This window comes from Streptomyces tateyamensis (assembly GCF_003205575.1).
In the GTDB taxonomy this organism is placed as follows: Bacteria; Actinomycetota; Actinomycetes; order Streptomycetales; family Streptomycetaceae; genus Kitasatospora; species Kitasatospora tateyamensis.
On the sequence record NZ_PYBW01000083.1, the window covers coordinates 1 to 17,900 of the forward strand.

General features: G+C 73.2%; 14 protein-coding genes, 1 pseudogene and 1 riboswitch. Of the genes and pseudogenes, 9 read left to right on the forward strand and 6 right to left on the reverse strand.

Translation table 11 applies throughout. The annotated features are described in order from the left end of the window. From C7C46_RS35975 to C7C46_RS22255, 3 genes are all read left to right on the forward strand, one after another. Positions 1 to 187, forward strand: a 187-nt coding sequence (locus C7C46_RS35975) for a hypothetical protein (protein WP_110671668.1), incomplete at its 5' end; no start/stop codon positions are given. 29 nt (positions 188 to 216) lie between these two features. Then, the gene (locus C7C46_RS22250; RefSeq protein WP_110671669.1) at positions 217 to 702 is read left to right on the forward strand and encodes a helix-turn-helix transcriptional regulator; all 486 of its coding nucleotides are present in this window, start codon (positions 217 to 219) and stop codon (positions 700 to 702) included. A 65-nt stretch (positions 703 to 767) separates the two neighbouring features. Continuing rightward, a complete protein-coding gene (locus tag C7C46_RS22255; protein WP_110671670.1) occupies positions 768 to 1,187 on the forward strand; it encodes a VOC family protein in 420 nt (139 codons plus the stop codon). 40 nt (positions 1,188 to 1,227) lie between these two features. On the opposite strand, the gene C7C46_RS22260 is transcribed toward C7C46_RS22255, so the two are convergent. Further along, positions 1,228 to 1,890 carry an NAD(P)H-binding protein gene (locus tag C7C46_RS22260; RefSeq protein WP_110671671.1) on the reverse strand — a complete coding sequence of 221 codons (663 nt, stop codon included), beginning with the start codon at positions 1,888 to 1,890 and terminating at the stop codon, positions 1,228 to 1,230. 133 nt (positions 1,891 to 2,023) lie between these two features. On the opposite strand from C7C46_RS22260, the gene C7C46_RS22265 reads away from it, so the two are divergent. Both C7C46_RS22265 and C7C46_RS37745 read left to right on the forward strand, forming a co-directional pair. Beyond that, a complete protein-coding gene (locus C7C46_RS22265; RefSeq protein ID WP_110671672.1) occupies positions 2,024 to 2,764 on the forward strand; it encodes a Mut7-C RNAse domain-containing protein in 741 nt (246 codons plus the stop codon). Positions 2,765 to 2,915: 151 nt separating this feature from the next. Further along, positions 2,916 to 3,317 (forward strand): annotated as a pseudogene (locus C7C46_RS37745) (pyridoxamine 5'-phosphate oxidase family protein); the annotation flags it as partial. An 82-nt stretch (positions 3,318 to 3,399) separates the two neighbouring features. Here the strand turns inward: C7C46_RS37745 and C7C46_RS22275 are convergent. Together C7C46_RS22275 and C7C46_RS22280 are read right to left on the reverse strand one after the other, a co-directional pair. After that, on the reverse strand, positions 3,400 to 5,775 hold the full coding sequence (locus C7C46_RS22275; RefSeq protein WP_220040672.1) for a SpoIIE family protein phosphatase: 2,376 nt from the start codon (positions 5,773 to 5,775) through the stop codon (positions 3,400 to 3,402). Between the two features lie 169 nt (positions 5,776 to 5,944). Continuing rightward, complete coding sequence (locus C7C46_RS22280; protein WP_110671673.1) at positions 5,945 to 7,582, reverse strand: APC family permease; 1,638 nt, start codon at positions 7,580 to 7,582, stop codon at positions 5,945 to 5,947. A gap of 413 nt (positions 7,583 to 7,995) precedes the next feature. Then, positions 7,996 to 8,147, forward strand: a riboswitch (cyclic di-AMP (ydaO/yuaA leader). 3 nt (positions 8,148 to 8,150) lie between these two features. Between C7C46_RS22280 and C7C46_RS22285 the strand changes: the two genes are divergently transcribed. The 3 genes from C7C46_RS22285 to C7C46_RS22295 all read left to right on the forward strand — a co-directional run bounded on the left by C7C46_RS22285 (position 8,151) and on the right by C7C46_RS22295 (position 10,169). Continuing rightward, a complete protein-coding gene (locus C7C46_RS22285; RefSeq protein ID WP_110671674.1) occupies positions 8,151 to 9,023 on the forward strand; it encodes a LysM peptidoglycan-binding domain-containing protein in 873 nt (290 codons plus the stop codon). 70 nt (positions 9,024 to 9,093) lie between these two features. Next, a complete protein-coding gene (locus tag C7C46_RS22290) occupies positions 9,094 to 9,519 on the forward strand; it encodes a YchJ family protein (RefSeq protein WP_110671675.1) in 426 nt (141 codons plus the stop codon). Positions 9,520 to 9,542: 23 nt separating this feature from the next. Then, a complete protein-coding gene (locus tag C7C46_RS22295) occupies positions 9,543 to 10,169 on the forward strand; it encodes an NUDIX domain-containing protein (RefSeq protein WP_181442466.1) in 627 nt (208 codons plus the stop codon). A gap of 82 nt (positions 10,170 to 10,251) precedes the next feature. On the opposite strand, the gene C7C46_RS22300 is transcribed toward C7C46_RS22295, so the two are convergent. From C7C46_RS22300 to C7C46_RS22310, 3 genes are all read right to left on the reverse strand, one after another. After that, positions 10,252 to 13,704, reverse strand: coding sequence for a discoidin domain-containing protein (locus tag C7C46_RS22300; RefSeq protein WP_110671677.1), 3,453 nt, complete (start codon positions 13,702 to 13,704; stop codon positions 10,252 to 10,254). Positions 13,705 to 13,769: 65 nt separating this feature from the next. Next, complete coding sequence (locus tag C7C46_RS22305; RefSeq protein WP_110671678.1) at positions 13,770 to 15,551, reverse strand: discoidin domain-containing protein; 1,782 nt, start codon at positions 15,549 to 15,551, stop codon at positions 13,770 to 13,772. 179 nt (positions 15,552 to 15,730) lie between these two features. Then, a complete protein-coding gene (locus C7C46_RS22310) occupies positions 15,731 to 16,174 on the reverse strand; it encodes a hypothetical protein (RefSeq protein WP_110671679.1) in 444 nt (147 codons plus the stop codon). A gap of 146 nt (positions 16,175 to 16,320) precedes the next feature. Here C7C46_RS22310 and C7C46_RS22315 point away from each other — a divergent pair, with 146 nt between their 5' ends. Next, on the forward strand, positions 16,321 to 17,517 hold the full coding sequence (locus C7C46_RS22315; RefSeq protein WP_110671680.1) for a 4-hydroxybenzoate 3-monooxygenase: 1,197 nt from the start codon (positions 16,321 to 16,323) through the stop codon (positions 17,515 to 17,517). Positions 17,518 to 17,900 lie beyond the last annotated feature (383 nt).

The following is a 17,900-nucleotide window of genomic DNA, read 5'->3' on the forward strand; positions in this document are numbered from 1 at the left end:
ACGAATGGGCAACAGGGTCGCGCGCGTCGTCAAACGCAAGATGTCCAACTTCGGCGTCAAACGCGCCAAGCACCGGCTCTGGCCACAGCCCACCCGGAACCCTGCCGAAGCCGTCAGCATTGCCCCGCACTACCGCACCGCTCCCATCAACCCACCGACCAAGGCCCCACATGGCTCAGAAGCTTAAGTCACTCGTATTGGGCCTAGCCTGGGCGTATGGCCGACCTCCCGCCCGCGCGGCACCTGATGCGCGCCAAAGACCTCGTCGACTCCCGGTACCCGGAGCCGCTGACCGTGGCCGACCTCGCGGCCGCCGCGGGCCTGTCGCAGGCGCACTTCAGCCGGGCCTTCCGGCGTACCTTCGGCGAGTCCCCGCACGCCTACCTGCTCACCCGGCGGCTGGAGCGCGCGGCCGCCCTGCTGCGTGGCACCGACCGGCCGATCGCCGAGATCTGCCTGGCGGTCGGGCTGAACAGCCTGGGCTCCTTCACCACCAGCTTCACCCGGATGTTCGGCCGCTCCCCCGCCGCCTACCGCGCGGCCCACCCGCCGGCCGCGGCGTTCGCCATGGTCCCCTCCTGCGTGCTGCGCGCCTACGGCCGTCCGCAGCACCGCACCTTCCGCGAGCCCTCGGCCGGCCTGCCCGCCGCCCCGGCGAAGAGCGCAGGTTTCGAGAAGACGCGGCCCGCGACCGCCGCATAGCGTTGCGTCGTGGCCGCCGGTGAGGCTCGGCGGCACCAGGCAGAGGTGAGAGAAGGACGATGAGCATGAAGATTGCCAACGCGCAGCTGTGGGTGCACGACCAGAACGCGGCGCTGGACTTCTACGTCAACAAGATCGGCTTCGAGGTCCGCCAGGACATCACGATGGCCGAGCTCGGCGACTTCCGCTGGCTCACCGTCGGCCCGGTCGGCCAGCCCGAGATCGCGATCACCCTGATGGCCGTCCCGGGCGAGCCGGTGATGGCCGAGCAGACCCGCGAGCAGGTGCTGGAGCTGACCGGCCAGGGCTTCGCCGGCACCGTCTTCCTCACCACCGAGGACGTGGACGCCGACTACGCCCAGCTCACCGCCCGCGGCGTGGAGTTCGTGGAGAAGCCGGAGGACCGCCCGTACGGCCGCGACTGCGGCTTCCGCGACCCGTCCGGCAACCACCTGCGGCTCACCCAGCTGTTCCCGATGGGCTGACGCTGCCGACGCGCCGTCAGCGCGGGCGGCCGACCGGGGTTCACCCCCGGGCGGCCGCCCGCACCGCTTCGGCCACCGGGTCGCTGCCGGCCACCAGTTCCAGGGTCCGCCCGGCCGTCCCGGGCTCGTCGAGCAGCGCGGCCAGCACGGCGGCCACGTCCTCCCGGCTCACCGAGCCCTGCCCGGTGGCCTCTGCCAGCCGGACCAGCCCGGTGCCCGGGTCATTGGTCAGCCTGCCCGGCCGCAGCACCGTCCAGGCCAGCCCGGCGCGCGAGCGCACGTCGTCGTCGGCCGCGCCCTTGGCCCGCAGGTAGGCGCCGAACACCGGGTCCGACCCGTCGGCCGCCCGGGCGTCGGCCCCCATCGAGGAGACCACCAGGAACCGCCGCACCCCGGCCGCCTCGGCCGCGTCGGCGAACAGCGCGCAGGCCCCGCGGTCCACGGTGTCCTTGCGGGCCGCCCCGCTCCCCGGCCCGGCCCCGGCCGCGAAGACCGCCGCGTCCGCACCCTCCAGGTGCCGCGCCACCTCCGCCACCGAGGCCGACTCCAGGTCCAGCAGCACCGGCTCGGCCCCGGCCGCCCGCAGGTCGTCGGCCTGCTCGGGCTTGCGGATCACCCCCGCAGCCTGGTCGCCGCGCGCGCTCAGCAGCCGTTCCAGCCGCAGCGCGATCTGCCCGTGCCCACCCGCAATCACTGTCCGCATACCGGCGATGCTAAGCCGACGCGGCGTCAGGAACGGGCACGCCACCCCGGCGGCCGCGCACCCCGTCAGGTCCGCCGCGCGACCTGCCGAAACCCGCTGGCTCCGGGGCACCCGCCGCTGGCATGCTGGCCGGGTGGACCGACCGGAGATCGACCTCGAATTCGACCCTGAGCTGCACGTCTTCGTCCCGGCCGCGCGGCGGGCGCCGCGGGCGCGGGTCGCGGTGGACGGGGTGTCCTCGCTGGGCCACGTGGTGGAGTCGCTCGGCTGCCCGCTCACCGAGGTCGGCGAGCTGCTGGTGGACGGCGCGGTGGTGCGCGCCGCGCACGTCCCGGCCCGCGGCGAGCAGGTGACGGTGCGCGCGGTGACCAGGCCGCAGGCGCTGCCCGGGCCGGCCCGGTTCCTGCTCGACGTGCACCTGGGCACGCTGGCCCGCCGGCTGCGGCTGCTCGGGGTGGACGCGGCCTACGAGAACCTCGACATCGGCGACGCCGCACTGTCCGCGCGCTCGGCCGCCGAGCAGCGGGTGATGCTCTCCCGGGACCGCGGCCTGCTGCACCGGCGCGAGCTGTGGGCCGGCGCCTACGTGTACAGCCACCGTCCGGACGAGCAACTGCGCGACGTGCTCACCCGGTTCGCCCCGCCGCTGGCCCCGTGGACCAGGTGCACCGCCTGCAACGGCCTGCTGCGCGCCGCCGACAAGGCCGCCGTGCAGCAGAAGCTGGCGGACGGCACCGAGCGCTCCTACGACGTCTTCGCCCAGTGCGCCGACTGCGGCCAGGTCTACTGGCGCGGCGCCCACCACGCCCGGTTGGAGGAGATCGTGACCCAGGCGCTCACCCTCTCGCCGCAGTCGGCCGCCGGCTCCGCCTGACGAGCTGCGGAGCTGCTGACCTGACGGCGCGTCGCCTGACGGGCCGTCAGGCAGCGTGCCAGGCTTGGCCAGGCCGGTGGTCAGCAGCCGGCGGTCAGGAGCCGGCATGCCCGAGGACCGAGTGCGGCCGCACCGCGCCGCCCGCCCGCACATGCCGGGCTACGGGGTCCGCCCGGCCGACCGGGGCAGGGGGCTGCTCCCGTGGTTCTGGGCCGAGCGCCGGCTGGCCGACTCGCACGAGTACTGGGTGGCCACCGTCCGCCCCGACGGGCGCCCGCACCTGATGCCGGTCTGGGGCGTCTGGCTGCGCGGGGCGCTCTGGTTCAGCAGCAGCGTGCAGTCGCGTAAGTACCGCAACCTGGCGGCGAACCCGGCCTGCACGGTGGCCACCGACGACGCCCACCACCCGGTGGTGCTGGACGGCACCGCCGCCGTGGCCGCCGAACCCCCGGCCGTCGCCGACTTCCTGGCCGCCCTCAACGCCAAGTACGCCACCGCCTACGGCGCGGACTTCCTCGACCCGGCCCGCAACGCCACCTTCCGGGTCACCCCGGCCTCCGTCTTCGCCCTCGACGACGAGGACTTCACCGGCACCCCGACCCGCTGGACCTTCCAGCCGGCCGAGTGCCGGCCCGTCACCCGCCGGGAAGCTCCTGCTCGGTCCAGATGGTCTTGCCCGCCGGGGTGTAGCGGCTCCCCCAGCGGCTGGTCAGCTGCGCCACCAGGTACAGGCCGCGGCCGCCCTCGTCGGTCAGCCGGGCCCGCCGCATCCGGGGCTGGGTGGCGCTGCCGTCGGAGACCTCACAGGTCAGCGTGTCGGCCCGGATCAGCCGCACCGTCACCGGGCCGCCCGCGTACCGGATCGCGTTGGTGACCAGCTCGGACAGGACCAGCTCGGTGGTGAAGACCAGCTCGCCCAGCCCCCAGGCGGTCAGCGTGGCGGTGGCCCGCTCCCGGACCCGGGAGACCGCCGCCGGCTCCGGCTCGACCGACCAGACCGCGGTGTCGTCGGGCGGCACCGCCTTGGTGCGGGCCAGCAGCAGCGTCACGTCGTCGTGCAGCCTGGTCGGCGGCAGCCCGGCGACCAGCTGCTGCCCGGCCTCCCGCAGCGGCCGCTGCTCGCGGGCCACCACGGCCAGCCGGCGCAGCAGTTCGGCCATCCCGGCGTCGATGTCCCCGTCGCCGCGCTCGATCAGGCCGTCGGTGTACAGCGCAAGCACGCTGCCCGCCCGCAGCTCGACCCGGGCCGACTCGAACGGCAGGCCGCCCACCCCGAGTGGCGGGCCCGGCACCACCGGCAGGAACCCGGCGGTTCCGTCGGCGTGCGCCACGGCGGGCGGCGGGTGCCCGGCGCTGGCCACCGTGCAGAGCTGGTCCACCGGGTCGTAGACCGCGTACAGGCAGGTGCCGCCGAAGGTCACCGGCTCGCTGCCCTGCGGCAGCTCGGCTCCCGTCTCGCCGAGCGAGAACTGCGCCTCCTCGTCGATGTCGGCTACCAGCGCGGACTCCACCAGCAGCTGGGCCACCAGGTCGTCCAGGTGCACCAGCAGCTCGTCCGGCTCCAGTTCCAGGTCGGCCAGCGTGCGCACGGCGGTGCGCAGCCGGCCCATGGTGGCGGAGGCGTGCAGCCCGTGACCGGTGACGTCGCCGACCACCAGGGCCACCCGCGCCGAGGAGAGCGGGATGACGTCGAACCAGTCCCCGCCGACCCCGCCGGCGGTGTCGGTGGGCAGGTAGACGCTGGCCGTGCTGACCGCCGCCACCGAGCTGACCGCCGGCGGCAGCAGGCTGCGCTGCAGGCCGATCGCGGCCCGGTGCTCGCGGGTGTAGCGGCGCGCGTTGTCCAGGGCCAGCGCGGCACGGGCGGCGATCTCCCGCATCAGCGCCTGGTCCTCCTCCTCGTAGGCGTTCTTCCAGCGGTTCCGCCGCACCGCGATCCGGCCCAGCAGCACACCGCGGGCCACCAGCGGCACCAGGATGCTCCAGGCGTCGGCCGGGTCCTCCGGCTCGGTGTCGCCGCCCGCCCCGACCAGCACGGTGTCCCCGGCGGCGGGCACCGCCTCCGGCGGCCCGGCCACCCCGATCCGGCGCAGCAGCAGCCGCCCCTCGGCGTCCGGCAGCGGCTCGCCGCCGGTGAAGACGGCGGCGGCCAGCTCGACCACGGCGGCGTCGGCGAACCCGTCGGCCAGCACGGCGGCCAGGTGCTGGGCGGTCTCGCCGACCGAGAGCGAGTGGCCGGCCGCGGCGGTGGCCTCGTGCAGCAGGGCGAGCCGACGGCGCGCCAGGTACTGCTCCGTCAGGTCGCTGAACAGGGCGGTCACCCCGATCGCCCGTCCGTCGGCGTCCTGCAGCCGGAACGCGGAGATGGCCAGCAGGCGGCCGCTGCGCGGGTCGACCACGGTGTGCGCCAGCTCCTCCGCGAGCACCAGCGGGCGCCCGGTCTCCAGCACCTCGCGCAGGTGCGCCTCGACCGAGGCGGCGTCCTCGGGCTGCAGCAGGTCGTGCAGGGTGGCCCCGCGCAGGTCGGTCGGGATGCCGGAGTACGGGAGCAGGTGCGCGTTGGTCCGCAGCACCTTCAGGTCCGTGTCGAAGACGGCCAGCCCGAACCGGTCCTGCAGGAACAGCTCGCGGGTGAAGGCCTGGTCCTGCTGCCAGCGGTCGGTCACCTCGACCGGTGCGGCGACCACCAGGTAGCGGGCCCGGGCCCGGTCGCCGGGTTGGGCGCCGCGCAGCGGCAGCACCCGCACCGCCAGCTCGGCCGTCCGCCCGTCCCCGGTGCGCACCACCGCCCGGCCGCTCCAGCCGGCGGCCGCGCCGGCCTCGATCTCGCGGTCGCCCGCCGCGGGGCCGGCCAGCAGCTCGCGGGCCGGCCGGCCGCGCAGCGCCGCCACCGGCAGGGCCAGCAGCCGCTCGGCCGTGGCCGTGCAGTCCAGGATCCTGCCGCCGCCGTCGACCAGCACCCCGGCCACGCCGTCGAGGAACGGGAAGCGGGAGTCGTCCAAGTAGTCCACCTCGCCCGGTCTGCCTGCGACCCATCCTGCTGCGGTCCTTCAGGCTGCGACCCGTCCGGTCACCGCCGCCCTGCTGCGACCCATCCTGTACCGAGCAACCGCCCGGCGCGGCGCGGCGCTCCGGGCGCGCCACAACTTCGCCGCGGCGCGCACCGTGCAACCGCAGCGGTCAGTGGCCGCCGACGTCGACCACCTCGACGTCCTCGATGTTCCGCTCGATCTCGGCGGCCGGCAGCGCCACCGCGAGCGCCCAGTAGTAGACGACCGCCGCGAAGACCGCCACCAGGGCGATGTCCCACCACAGGCCGATGTGCTTCTGGGCCCCGGCCCCGAACTGGCCCTGCCAGGAGATCAGCCCGAGACCGATCAGGTAGACCGGCAGCCACTGGCCGGCCCGGAAGTCCATCCGGGGCGCGCTCGGCAGCTGCTTGGCCCGGGCGTACCAGGCGTACGAGCCGAGCAGTAGGTAGCCGAGCAGGATCGAGGCGCCGAGCCGCCACAGGGTGTCCCAGCCGGCCCAGTAGATCACCAGGCTCGCCACCACGAAGGCGACCGGTGAGACCAGCTCGCCCAGCGGCAGCCGGTAGGGCCGCACCAGGTCGGGAAAGCGCTTGCGCAGCACCCCGAAGGAGAGCGGGGCACCGGCGTACATCAGCACCACCGCCGAGGTGATGAAGCTGACCAGCCGCTGCCAGCTGGGGAACGGCAGGAAGCAGAGCACCCCGGCCACGAAGGCGACCAGCAGCCCGGCCCAGGGCACCGCCCGCCGGTTGGTGGCCTGCAGCACCTGCGGCGCGTAGCCGTTGCGGCTGAGCCCGAAGGTGATCCGGGAGCTGGAGGTGACGTAGATCAGCCCGGTACCGCCGGGCGAGATGATCGCGTCGAAGTACAGCACGGTGGCCAGCCAGCCCAGCCCGATCAGCGCGGCCAGGCCCGCGAACGGGCCGCTGATCCCCTTGTAGTCCAGCGCGTCCCAGCCGTTGGCGAAGCTGGCCACCGGGAGCGAGCCGATGAACACCACCTGGAGCAGGAGGTAGATCACGCTGCCGATCAGCACCGAGCCGAGCACCGCGCGGGGGATGTCGCGACGCGGGTGGGTGCTCTCGCCGGCCCACTGGATGGCCTGTTCGAAGCCGAGCAGGGCGAAGATCACCCCGCTGGTGCTGATCGCCGAGAGCACGCCGCGGGCGCCGAACGGCGCGAAGCCGTGCGAGTGGAAGTTGCCCGGGTGGAACTCCTTGACGCCCAGCACCACGATGGTCAGCACCGGGATCGCCACCTTCCACCAGGTGGCGGCGCTGTTGGTGTGGGACAGCCACTTGACGCCCAGGAAGTTGACGGCGACGAAGAGCGCGAGCAGCGCGGCGGCCACCGCGAGGCCGGAGGCGGTCAGCGTGCCGTTCGGGTGCTGGAAGCCGTCGGCCCAGTGCCAGTGCCGGGCGTAGCCGAGCATCGCCTGCACCTCGATGGGGGCGATGGTGGCCGCCTGCAGCCAGCTGAACCAGCCGAAGCTCATCCCGGCGAAGCCGCCGAAGGCGTAGTGGGGGTAGCGGGCGGTACCGCCGGCCACCGGGAACAGGCCGCCGAGCTCGGCGTGCACCAGGGCCAGCAGCACGATGGCCACCGCGCCGATGCCCCAGGAGAGCAGGGCCGCCGGACCGGCCGCCCGGACCGCCTTCTCGGCGCCGAACAGCCAGCCGGAACCGATGATCGCGCCGACCGAGGCCCAGAGCAGGCCGATCATGCCGACTTCCCGGCGCAGTGCGTGCCGGCCGTTGCTGGGCGCGGACCCGGGCAGGGACACCATGGCCTAGGCCTCTCTCGGGGTGACGGGGTCCTGCTGACGCTGCCTCAGCCACCGCCGCCACCGCGCTACGCGCGCCGGTTGCGGCCCTCCTTGACCATCCGTCCGGCCCAATCACCCTGGACTGAGATGGATCAGATTGGCATTCACATCCACACCCGTTGATTTGACGCGTCGGACCTGACAGGCTCGGGGGCAGTTCGACCACCTGTGCCGAGTCCACGGACCTTCCGCCCCCGGAGGGACGGCGACTCGGCACAGGTGCATGTACATCTTCCGCACGCGTCCTGTGATTCTGATGTGACGTATGCGATGCGATCTTGTTATCAGGTTGATGATCCGTCTAGTCTCCCTGTCAGCCCGAATGCAACGGGCCCCGGACGCGGAACGCCGAGTCCTGCCCGCCGCGGCCCGGGACCACGACGACACCTCCGGGCAGGGGCGGGGGACCCAGTTTCGACGCCGTCTCCCACGGCTTGGGGTGAAGCCGTCCGCACCGCGGCCGGCCGGGCCACTCTTCGGGCCCGAACCCGACAGCTCACCTCGCAGGCGTGCGGAGAGGGACGTCTGAATGGTGTTCTCCGGTTCCGGCCGCCACCGCCGCCCGACCCAGGCCGACAAGGCGGTGGCCACCGCCACCGTGGTCGGCGCGGGCCTGGCCCTGCCGCTGCTCACCGCCACCGGCGCGCACGCCGCCCAGCCCGCCACCTGGGACACGGTCGCCCAGTGCGAGACGGTCGGCAACTGGGTCGCCGACGCCGGCGACGGCTTCTACGGCGGACTGCATCTGACGCTGCGCCAGTGGCTCACCTACGGCGGCGACCAGTACGCCTCGGTTCCCTCGCACGCCACCCGCGAGCAGCAGATCGCGGTGGCCGAGCGGATGCTGGCGGATCTCGGGCCGACCGCCTGGGGGGCCTGCGCCACCGTGCCGGGGTCGCTGAACCCGCCGGTGCCGACCCCGCCCGCCACCCCGGGCACCCCGAGTGCCCCGGGCACGCCGAGCACACCGGGCACGCCCACCACCCCCGCGCCGGGCGCCGACCAGACCCCGGCACCCAGTACCCCGGCGCCCGCGCAGCCGAGCACGCCGCCCGCGGCTTCGGCACCGGCCCCGACGACCGCGAGCCCGACGCCCACGGCGCCCGGCACCGACCCGGCCACGCCCGCGCCCGTGCCTGCGGCCGCCCCGCCGAGCTACGCGGCCCCCGGCACGCCGAGTGCCCCGGTCACCCAGCCCGCGCCCGCCGCGCCGGCCGACCCCGCCGGGCCGACCGACCCCGCCGCCCCGGGCGGGTACACGGTGCAGAGCGGCGACACCCTCTCCCAGATCGCCTACTCCCACCACCTGGACGGCTGGACCGGCCTCTACCAGCAGAACGCCTCCGTGCTCGGCGCCAACCCCGACCTGATCTACCCGGGCCAGCACCTCCAGCTCCCCTGACCCGCGGCGGTCGGCCCCTCGCGGTCGGCCCGCGCGGTCGGCGCGGCAGCTGACCGGCGAGAATGGGGCCATGTCCCGACGCAGCGCCCGCCGCACCCCGCCCGCCCTCCCGGTCGACTGCCCCTGCGGGCAGCCGGCCGCCTACGCCGACTGCTGCGGCCGGCTGCATCGCGGCCTCGCCGAGGCGAGCACCGCGGAGCAGCTGATGCGCAGCAGGTACGCCGCCTTCGCGGTGCACGACGCGGCGTACCTGCTGCGCACCTGGCACCCCGACACCCGGCCGCGCGCGCTGGACTTCGCGCCGGAGCTGCGCTGGGAGCGGCTGGAGATCCTGGGGAGCGCGGAGGGCGGGCCGTTCCACCAGCACGGCACGGTGGAGTTCCGCGCCTCCTTCCGGGAGGGCGGCGAGTCGGGGACGATGCGCGAGAACAGCCGGTTCGTCCGCCACCAGGGTGCCTGGGTGTACTTGGACGGCGATGTCGACATGGCGTCATGACCACACCGAGCACCGGAGCCCGAGTGACCGACCTGAAGCCGACCGACCCGACCGTGGCCGAGCTCGCGCCGGCTGGACCCGCGCCGGCCGAACTCCCGCGAGTCGGACTGCCGTCGGCCGAACTCCCGCCTGCCGAACTCCCGCTGGCCGATCTCCCGCTGGCCGACTTCCTGCGCACGCTGCCGCACGGGATCCTGTTCGCCGCCGTGCACTTCACCGACCGGCAGGGCCGTCCGCTGCTGCTCGAGTCGGTCTACGACCCCGAGGTCTGGCAGTTCGCCGGCGGCAACCTGGAGTTCGGCAGTGAGCCGTGGGAGTGCGCCCGCCGCGAGGTGCTCGAGGAGACGGGCCTGACGCTCCCTCAGCACCCCACCCCGCCGCTGCTGGCCCTGCTCTTCGTGGCGGCGAGCGGGGAGTGGCCGTTCAAGGTCGGCGTGGTCTTCGACGGCGGCGAGCTGACCGAGGCCCAGCTGGGAGCCCTGGTGCTCGACCCCGCCGAGCACAGCGCCTTCGCCGTCCACTCGCTGGAACACTGGCGCACCGTGCTGGCGCCCAACCGCCTGGCCCTGCTCGAAGCGGTCACCGCCGCCCGCGCCACCGGCCGCGCCGCCTACCTCCACCAGCTGCCGGCGCCCCGCACGGAGGGCTGACCGCCGGTCCTGCCCGTCCCACGGCACCGGCCGGCCCACCCGAGCGAGTCGGGTGGGCCGGCCGGGCCGAAGCGGGGCGCCGCTACGGCAGCGCGTCCGCCGTGATCGCCGAACCCAGCGGCAGGTTCCCGCTGAGCGGCAGGTTGCGCGAGGAGTCGCCGACCAGCACCTGGTAGGTCCCGGCTCCGGCGATCCAGTGCCCGCTACCGGTGTCCCAGGAGGCCAGCTGGTGCGCGGTGACCGTGAAGCTCACGGTGGTCTGCGCCCCGGGGGCCAGGGTCACCCGCTGGAACCCCTTGAGCTGGTGCGGCGGTTCCCCGGCCGCGGCCGGGTCGGACACGTACAGCTGGGGCACCGCGGTCCCGGTCCGGCTGCCGGTGTTGGCCACCGTGGCCGTGACCGTGGCCTTGCCCCCGTTCACCGCGCCCACCTGAAGGTTGGAGTAGGCGAAGTTCGTGTAGGACAGGCCGAAGCCGAACGGGAAGAGCGGGGTGACGTTGTTCGCGTCGTACCACCGGTACCCGATGTCGAGCCCCTCCGAGTACTGCACCGTGCCGTTGACGCCCGGCCACTGCGCGGCCGTGCCGGCCGGCACCTGCGCGAGCGAGGCCGGGAAGGTGATCGGCAGGTGCCCGGACGGGTTCACGTCGCCGAACAGCAGCGCCGCGATCGCCTGGCCGAACTCCTGGCCCTGGTAGAAGCCCTCGAACACGCCCGCGACCTGGTTCAGCCACGGCATCATGATCGCCGAGTTGTCGCTCAGCACCACGATCGTGTGCGGGTTGGCCGCGGCGACCGCCGAGATCAGCGCGTCCTGGTTGTTCGGCAGGTTGAGCGTGGTGTTGTCGGACTCCTCGTGCCCGTAGTTGTCGGAGGCGAAGACGATCGCCACGTTCGAGGACTGCGCGAGCGCGACCGCGGAGGCCTGGTTCGTGGCGTCGTCGTACTTGACCGTCACATTGGTTCCGGCGGTGCGCTGCTGGAGGCTGTACAGCGGGCTGTAGGTGCCGGAGCTGGTGGCCCCGCCGCTGCCGCCGCCCCCGGTGATCGCGCCGGCGCCGGCCTGGGTGCCGATGACCGCGACGGACTGGCCGCCGTTCGGGTTGAGCGGCAGGATCCCGTTGTTCTTCAGCAGCACCGTGCCCTCCTCGTCACCCTGCAGCGCGACCGCGCGGTGCGCGGGCGTGGCGACGATGGCGGTGGTCGAGCCGCTCGGTGCCTTGTCGAACATGCCGAACCGGAACATCTGGGTCAGCACCCGGGACACCATCGTGTCGAAGGTGGCCTGGGTGACCTGGCCCGAGGCCACGGCCTGCTCCAGCGCCGAGGCGAAGAAGCCGCCGAACGGCATCTCGACCGTCTCGCCGGCGTTGGCCGACGGCACGGTGGAGTGGATGCCGCCCCAGTCCGAGGTGATGAAGCCCTGGAACCCGGCCTGCTGGTACATCGGGATGTTCTCGATCGACGGGTTCTGGCAGGAGTAGTTGCCGTTCACCATGCTGTACCCGCACATCAGCGCCGCCGCGCCGCCCTTCTCGATGGCGGTCTGGAAGCCCGGCAGGTAGATCTCCTGCAGGGTGCGCGCGTCGATGATCTCGTTGCCGGGCGCGGACGGCTGCTCGATGTTGTACGCGGCCGCGTGCTTGACCTCGGCCATCACGCCCTGGCTCTGCATGCCCTGGACGTCGGCGCTGACGATCTCGCCGGTCAGGTACGGGTCCTCGCCGAAGGTCTCGTAGGCCCGGCCCCAGCGCGGGTCGCGCACCATGTTGATCGTCGGGCCGAGCGAGACGTTCACGCCCTTGCCGGCGAACTCCTGGCCGAGCGCGACGCCGAAGTCGTGCTCGTACCCCGTGTCGAAGGTGGCCGCGGAGACCTCACCGTCCGGGAACTGGGTGACGCCGCCGAGGCCGTCACCGACCCCGGTCGGCCCGTCCTCCAGGTTGACGTCCGGGATGCACAGCGCGGGCTGGCCGGCGATCTGCCCGATGTAGGTGCTCGAGCCGTCGCCGTACAGCATGTGGTCCTTCTGGTCCTGCGTCATGGCGCCCATCAGCTGGGCCACCCTGGTCGAGACCGGCACGCTCGGCTCGTTGATCCAGGGGCAGTTGCCCGGTGCCGGCTGCGGCGGGGGCGGCGGGATGGTGACGGTCTGGTTGCCCACGGTGTAGACCTGGAACTCCCAGAGCGAGTACCCGTAGCCCGTCCCGCGGCCGGTGCCGTACATCCGCACGTAGCGCCCGGTCCCGCTGACGTTCAGGGTCTGGGTGCCGCCGGTGCCGGTGGTGGTCGAGTAGATCGTGGTCCAGTTGGTGTGGTCGGTGGAGGTCTGGATCTGGAAGGCCGAGGCGTAGGCGTTCTCCCACTGGAGCACCACCTGACAGATCGGCAGGTTCCCGCCGAGGTCGGTCTCGATCCACTGCGGGTCCGCGATCGCGCTCGACCAGCGGGTCAGGGTGGAGCCGTCGGTGGCGTAGAAGGGGTCGTACGCCGGGTTGCCGTCCTGGATCGAGGAGGCGGCGGCCGGGTGGCCGAGGGCCGCGTTGGTGGTGCCGCAGCTGCCGCCCCCGCCGGTGGGCGACGGGCTGGGTGACGGGGTGCCGCCACCGCTGCCGCCGGTGAAGGCCTGGAACTCCCAGAGCGAGTAGCCGTACTGGGTGGCCCGCGCCGTCCCGTACATCCGCAGGTAGCGCCCGGTGCCCGAGACGTTGAGGGTCTGCACCCCGCCGGTCCCGGTGGTGGTCGAGTAGACCGTGGTCCAGTTGGTCCCGTCGGTCGAGGTCTGCAGCTGGAACGCGGTCGCGTAGGCGGTCTCCCAGTTGAGCACCACCTGGCAGACCGTCACGGTGGCGCCCAGGTCGACCTGCAGCCACTGCGGGTCGGCGGCCGCGCTGGACCAGCGGGTACCGGTGTTGCCGTCCACGGCCGCGGCAGGCGGGGTGCCGCCGTTCTCGGTCGAGGAGGCGCTGGCCGGCTGGTTGAGCGCCGCGTTCTGCGTGCCGCAGGTCGCGCCGCCGCCCCCGCTGCCCGGGGTGCCGTAGACCTGGAACTCCCAGAGCGAGTAGCCGTAGCCGGTGTTGCGCGCGGTGCCGTACATCCGCACGTAGCGGCCGGTGCCGGTGACGTTCAGGGTCTCGGTGCCGCCCGGACCGGTGCTGGTCGCGTAGACCGGGGTCCAGGTCGATCCGTCGGCCGAGACCTGGATCTGGTAGGCCTTGGCCGAGGCGGCCTCCCAGTTGAGCACCACCTGACTGATCGTCGCGGTCGCGCCCAGGTCGACCTGCAGCCACTGCGGGTCGGCGGCGGCGCTGGACCAGCGGGTACCGGTGTTGCCGTCGACCGCCGCCGAGGCGGGGGTGCCGGCGTTCTCGGTGGAGGAGGCGGTGGCCGGCTTGCCCTGCGACAGCAGGGTGGGCGCGGCGCTCGCCAGGGTCGGGACGGTGAAGACCGCCGCGACCAGCGCGAGCACGGCGATCACCGCCGTCCACAGGGATCTGACGTGGCGTCGGGGTGACGCGGGTTGTCGGCTCGTCACGGATGCTCCTTGGCTGGGTGGGGGCGGGGCGGATCCGGGTCGTACGCGGGGGCGTGCGGCCGTGCTCAGTAGCCCACGGCCACTTCGAGCCACTGCGGGTTGGCGTGCGAGATGTACGAGGACTGGCCGGCGTAGTCGTCGTACGGGAAGCCGTAGGCCAGACCGTTGATCGCGTGGTCGTGCCAGAACTTGGCGTAGTAGTTGGCCGGAGCCGCCTTGTAGTACTGGCTCGGGTCGGACCACTGCGACTGCGGCAGGGTGGCCACGTGGCGGTTGAGCGCGGCGCACTCGCCGGCGTTGGCCGCCAGTACCCCGGCGCAGCCGAACACGTCCGAGGTCGGGGCGTTGACGCCGACCGAAGCGGCGTAGGAGGTGAAGTAGCCCGCGTTGGCCCCGCCGGTCTGGAAACTCGGGTCGCTGCCCGGGGCGATGATCCGGTAGGGCGCCTGGGTCTGCGCCAGCACCTTGAACTCCTGCGGCACGGCGTTCACGAAGTCCTGGAAGAACTGGGTGCGGTTCTCGTTGAACACCGACTGGGTCTCGCCCACCTGCACGTCGTAGCCGTCACTGGCGTGCAGCCGCATCGCGATCGGCAGGCCGAAGGCGTCCACCCGGGTGGTGTTGCCGTTGAACACGCCGGCGCCGACGGTGAACTCGATGAAGTCGAAGTACTTGCTGTTCGGCGAGCCGAGGTAGAAGTACATCCGGCCGGCCGAGTTGGCGGGCATGTCCAGGTAGGGCTGGTCGGCGATCGAGTGGGTCTGGCCGTTGAAGCTCCAGTAGACCTGGCTGTCCGGGTAGGCGCCGTTGGTGCGGTTGAGCACCTTCACCATGACCACGTTCTGCGCGGGCGGGATGGTGCTGGGGTCGCCCCAGAACGGGTCGCCGGTGGGCGAGGGGGTGGGGGTCGGGGTGGGAGTGGGCGAGCTGCCCGTGGTGGTGAAGACCTGGAACTCCCAGAGCGAGTAGCCGTACTGGGTGGCCCGGGCGGTGCCGTACATCCGCACGTACCGGCCGGTGCCGTTCAGGGCCAGGGTCTGGGTGCCGCCGGTTCCGGTGGTGGTGGAGTACAGGCTGGTCCAGTTGACCGCGTCGTTCGAGACCTGGAGCTGGAACGCGGTCGCGTAGGCGGCCTCCCACTGCAACTGGGCGCCGCAGACGGTCTGCTGGCTGCCGAGGTCGATCTGCAGCCACTGCGGGTCGGCGGCGGCGCTGGACCAGCGGGTGCCGGTGTTGCCGTCGACGGCCGCCGAGGCGGGGGTGCCGGCGTTCTCGGTGGAGGAGGCGGTGGCCGGCCGGCCCTGCGCGGCGTTGCCGGTGGCGCAGGTCGTGGCCGGGGAGCCGTAGACCTGGAACTCCCAGAGCGAGTAGCCGTACTGGGTGGCCCGGGCGGTGCCGTACATCCGCACGTACCGGCCGGTGCCGGTGACGGCGAGGTTCTGCACTCCGCCGGTCCCGGTGCTGGTGGTGTAGACGCTGGTCCAGTTGACCGCGTCGTTCGAGACCTGGAGCTGGAACCCGGAGGCGTAGGCGGCCTCCCAGTTGAGCGTCACCTGACTGATCGTCGAGGTGGCGCCCAGGTCGACCTGCAACCACTGCGGGTCGCTGAACGCGCTGGACCAGCGGGTACCGGTGTTGCCGTCGACCGCCGCCGAAGCGGGGGTGCCGACGTTCTCGGTGGAGGAGGCGGTGGCCGGCCGGCCCTGCGAGAGCAGGGTGGGCGCGGCCTGGGCGGTGGCCGGGGTGAGGGTCACCAGCAGGCCGACCACCAGGGCGGCGACGGCGAGCAGGGCGAGGACGGGTGCCGGCGCCGAGCGGCGCAGGGCAGGACGGGGCGTGGGGTCCACGGGACGGCTCCTGAAGCGTGCAGTCTTGCGACGGGTGGGGGGATTGCACGGTGGAACGCGGTGACAGCTGCGATTCAGAGCGAGAGAGCGCTCTCTCAGCAGGATTCGTTCTAGGGGAAGACCGATGACCCGTCAAGACTTGAAGCAGGACTGCCCGCGCTTTACGCGCGTCGCTGCGTTCAGTCAAGCTGTCCGTTCGCCCGCGGCGGACCGGCCGCCCAGGCCAGCGAGTACCAGGACAGCACCGCCAGCACCAGGGCACTCGGCAGCTCGGCGAAGTAGGCCAGCAGCTGGGCCAGTTCGTAGGCCGAGCCGCGGTGCGCCGACCAGAGGTCGAAGAAGGCGTCCAGGCCCAGCAGCACCGCCGTGGCCGAGGCGATCGGGCTGGTGGCCCGGTGCCGGCGGCGGACCAGCGCCGCGAGCAGCAGCAGCGCGGACACCTCCATGACGTCCAGCCAGACCCAGGAGTTGGAGAGGTTGCGCGCGCCGAAGTGCCCCTTGACCGTCATCCCCAGCGCCACGATCCACGGCAGCAGCAGCACCGCGGCCGTGCGCAGCAGCAGGGGCAGCCAGCGCCGGACGGCGTGCTCGCGGGCGTCGAGCCAGGTGCGGAGAGCGGACACCCGGGCGATGCTACCGGGGCCCGCCGCCTGCTCAGCGCGGTCAGCGGGCGTCCCTGCTCCGGTTACCCGCTCCCGTAGGGGAGCTGATAGGAAGTCAACGCACAGAAAGTCGGCACAAGTGCCACACCCGAGCTGGGGGACCAACGGTGGATCAGACCCGTACCGACGAGACGACCGTCCTGATTGTCGGCGCCGGACCGGCCGGGCTGGTGCTCGGCAACCTGCTGCTGGCCGCCGGCGTCGACTGCCTGTTGGTCGAGCACCGCAGCCGTGCCTACGTGGAGCAGCGGGCCCGGGCCGGGTTCCTGGCTGCCAACACCGTGCGGGTGCTGCGCGAGAACGGACTGGCGGCGGGCCTGCTGGCCAACAGCGAGGAGCACGACACCTGCGCCTTCCGCACCGAGGAGGGCGAGTTCCAGCTGGCGTACGGCAAGCTCGGGCGCGGCGAGGTGCACACCGTGTACCCCCAGCAGTTCCTGGTCACCGACCTGGTCGCCGAGTTCCTGGCCCGCGGGGGCGACCTGCGGTTCGAGACGGCCGCGGTCGAGGCCGGCGGCCTGGACGGCGAGCGGGTCGAACTGCTCACCCGCGCCGCCGACGGCAGCACCCGCCTGCTGCGCGGGCAGTTCCTGGCGGGCTGCGACGGGCGGCACGGTTTCGCCCGCACCGCCGTGCCGACCGGTGCACTGCGCCGCCACCACCGCGACCACGGCGTCTCCTGGCTGGCTCTGCTGGCCGGCGCGCCGCAGAGCATGTCCGCGATCACCTACGCCGTGCACCAGGACGGCTTCGCCGGGCACATGGCCCGCTCCCCGCAGGTCACCCGCTACTACCTGCAGGTCCCGCCCGGCACCGACCCGGCCGACTGGTCCGAGGAGCGGGTCTGGGCGGAGCTGGCCCACCGGATGCGGGCCGAGCGGTACGGCGCGCTGCACCGGGGGCCGATCCTGGAGCGCCGGGTCATCAACATGGCCTCGGACGTGCAGGATCCGATGCAGTACGGCCGGCTCTTCCTGGTCGGCGACGCCGCCAGCCTGATCAGCCCGTCCGCCGCCAAGGGGGCCAACCTGGCGGTGATGGCGGCCGAGACCCTCGCGCACGCGCTCGTCACCCAGGTGCAGTACGGCGACGAGGCCGCGCTGCGCCGCTACTCGGCCGACTGCCTGCCGCGGGTCTGGCGCGCCCAGGAGTTCTCGCACTGGATGATCGGCCTGCTGCACGGTCCGGCCGGCCAGGACGGGGACGCTCCGTTCCTCCGCGAACTGCAGCAGGCCCGGCTGGCCAACCTGCGCGATTCCCGCCGCCACCAGGACCAGTTCGCACAGGAGTACGTGGGGATCTGATGGTTCCTCAGTTGGCCATGCTCCGAGAGTCGGTGCCCATCCGGGCACCGTCACAGGCCGGTACGGCAAGAATGCGGACATGATCAGCACAGACCAGGGCACGGGCGGCGACGGAGTACGAGCGGGTGGAGCGGGCGGTCCGATTGTGCGGTGAAATCCGCTCGCGCAGTGCCGAGTTGAGCCCTGGTCCGGGCGGTCCTCCCGACCGCCCGGACCAGCGGGCAGCGCCGACGGGCCGACGGGCCGACGGGCCGACGGCGGCTGATCACCAGGTGATCAGCAGCTGATCAGCCCGAACCGGCGCTCCACCAGGCCCAGTTCGGCCAGTGCCTGGAGCAGGATGAGCACGTGTTCGGCGACCACCTCCTGGAAGGTGTCGCGCA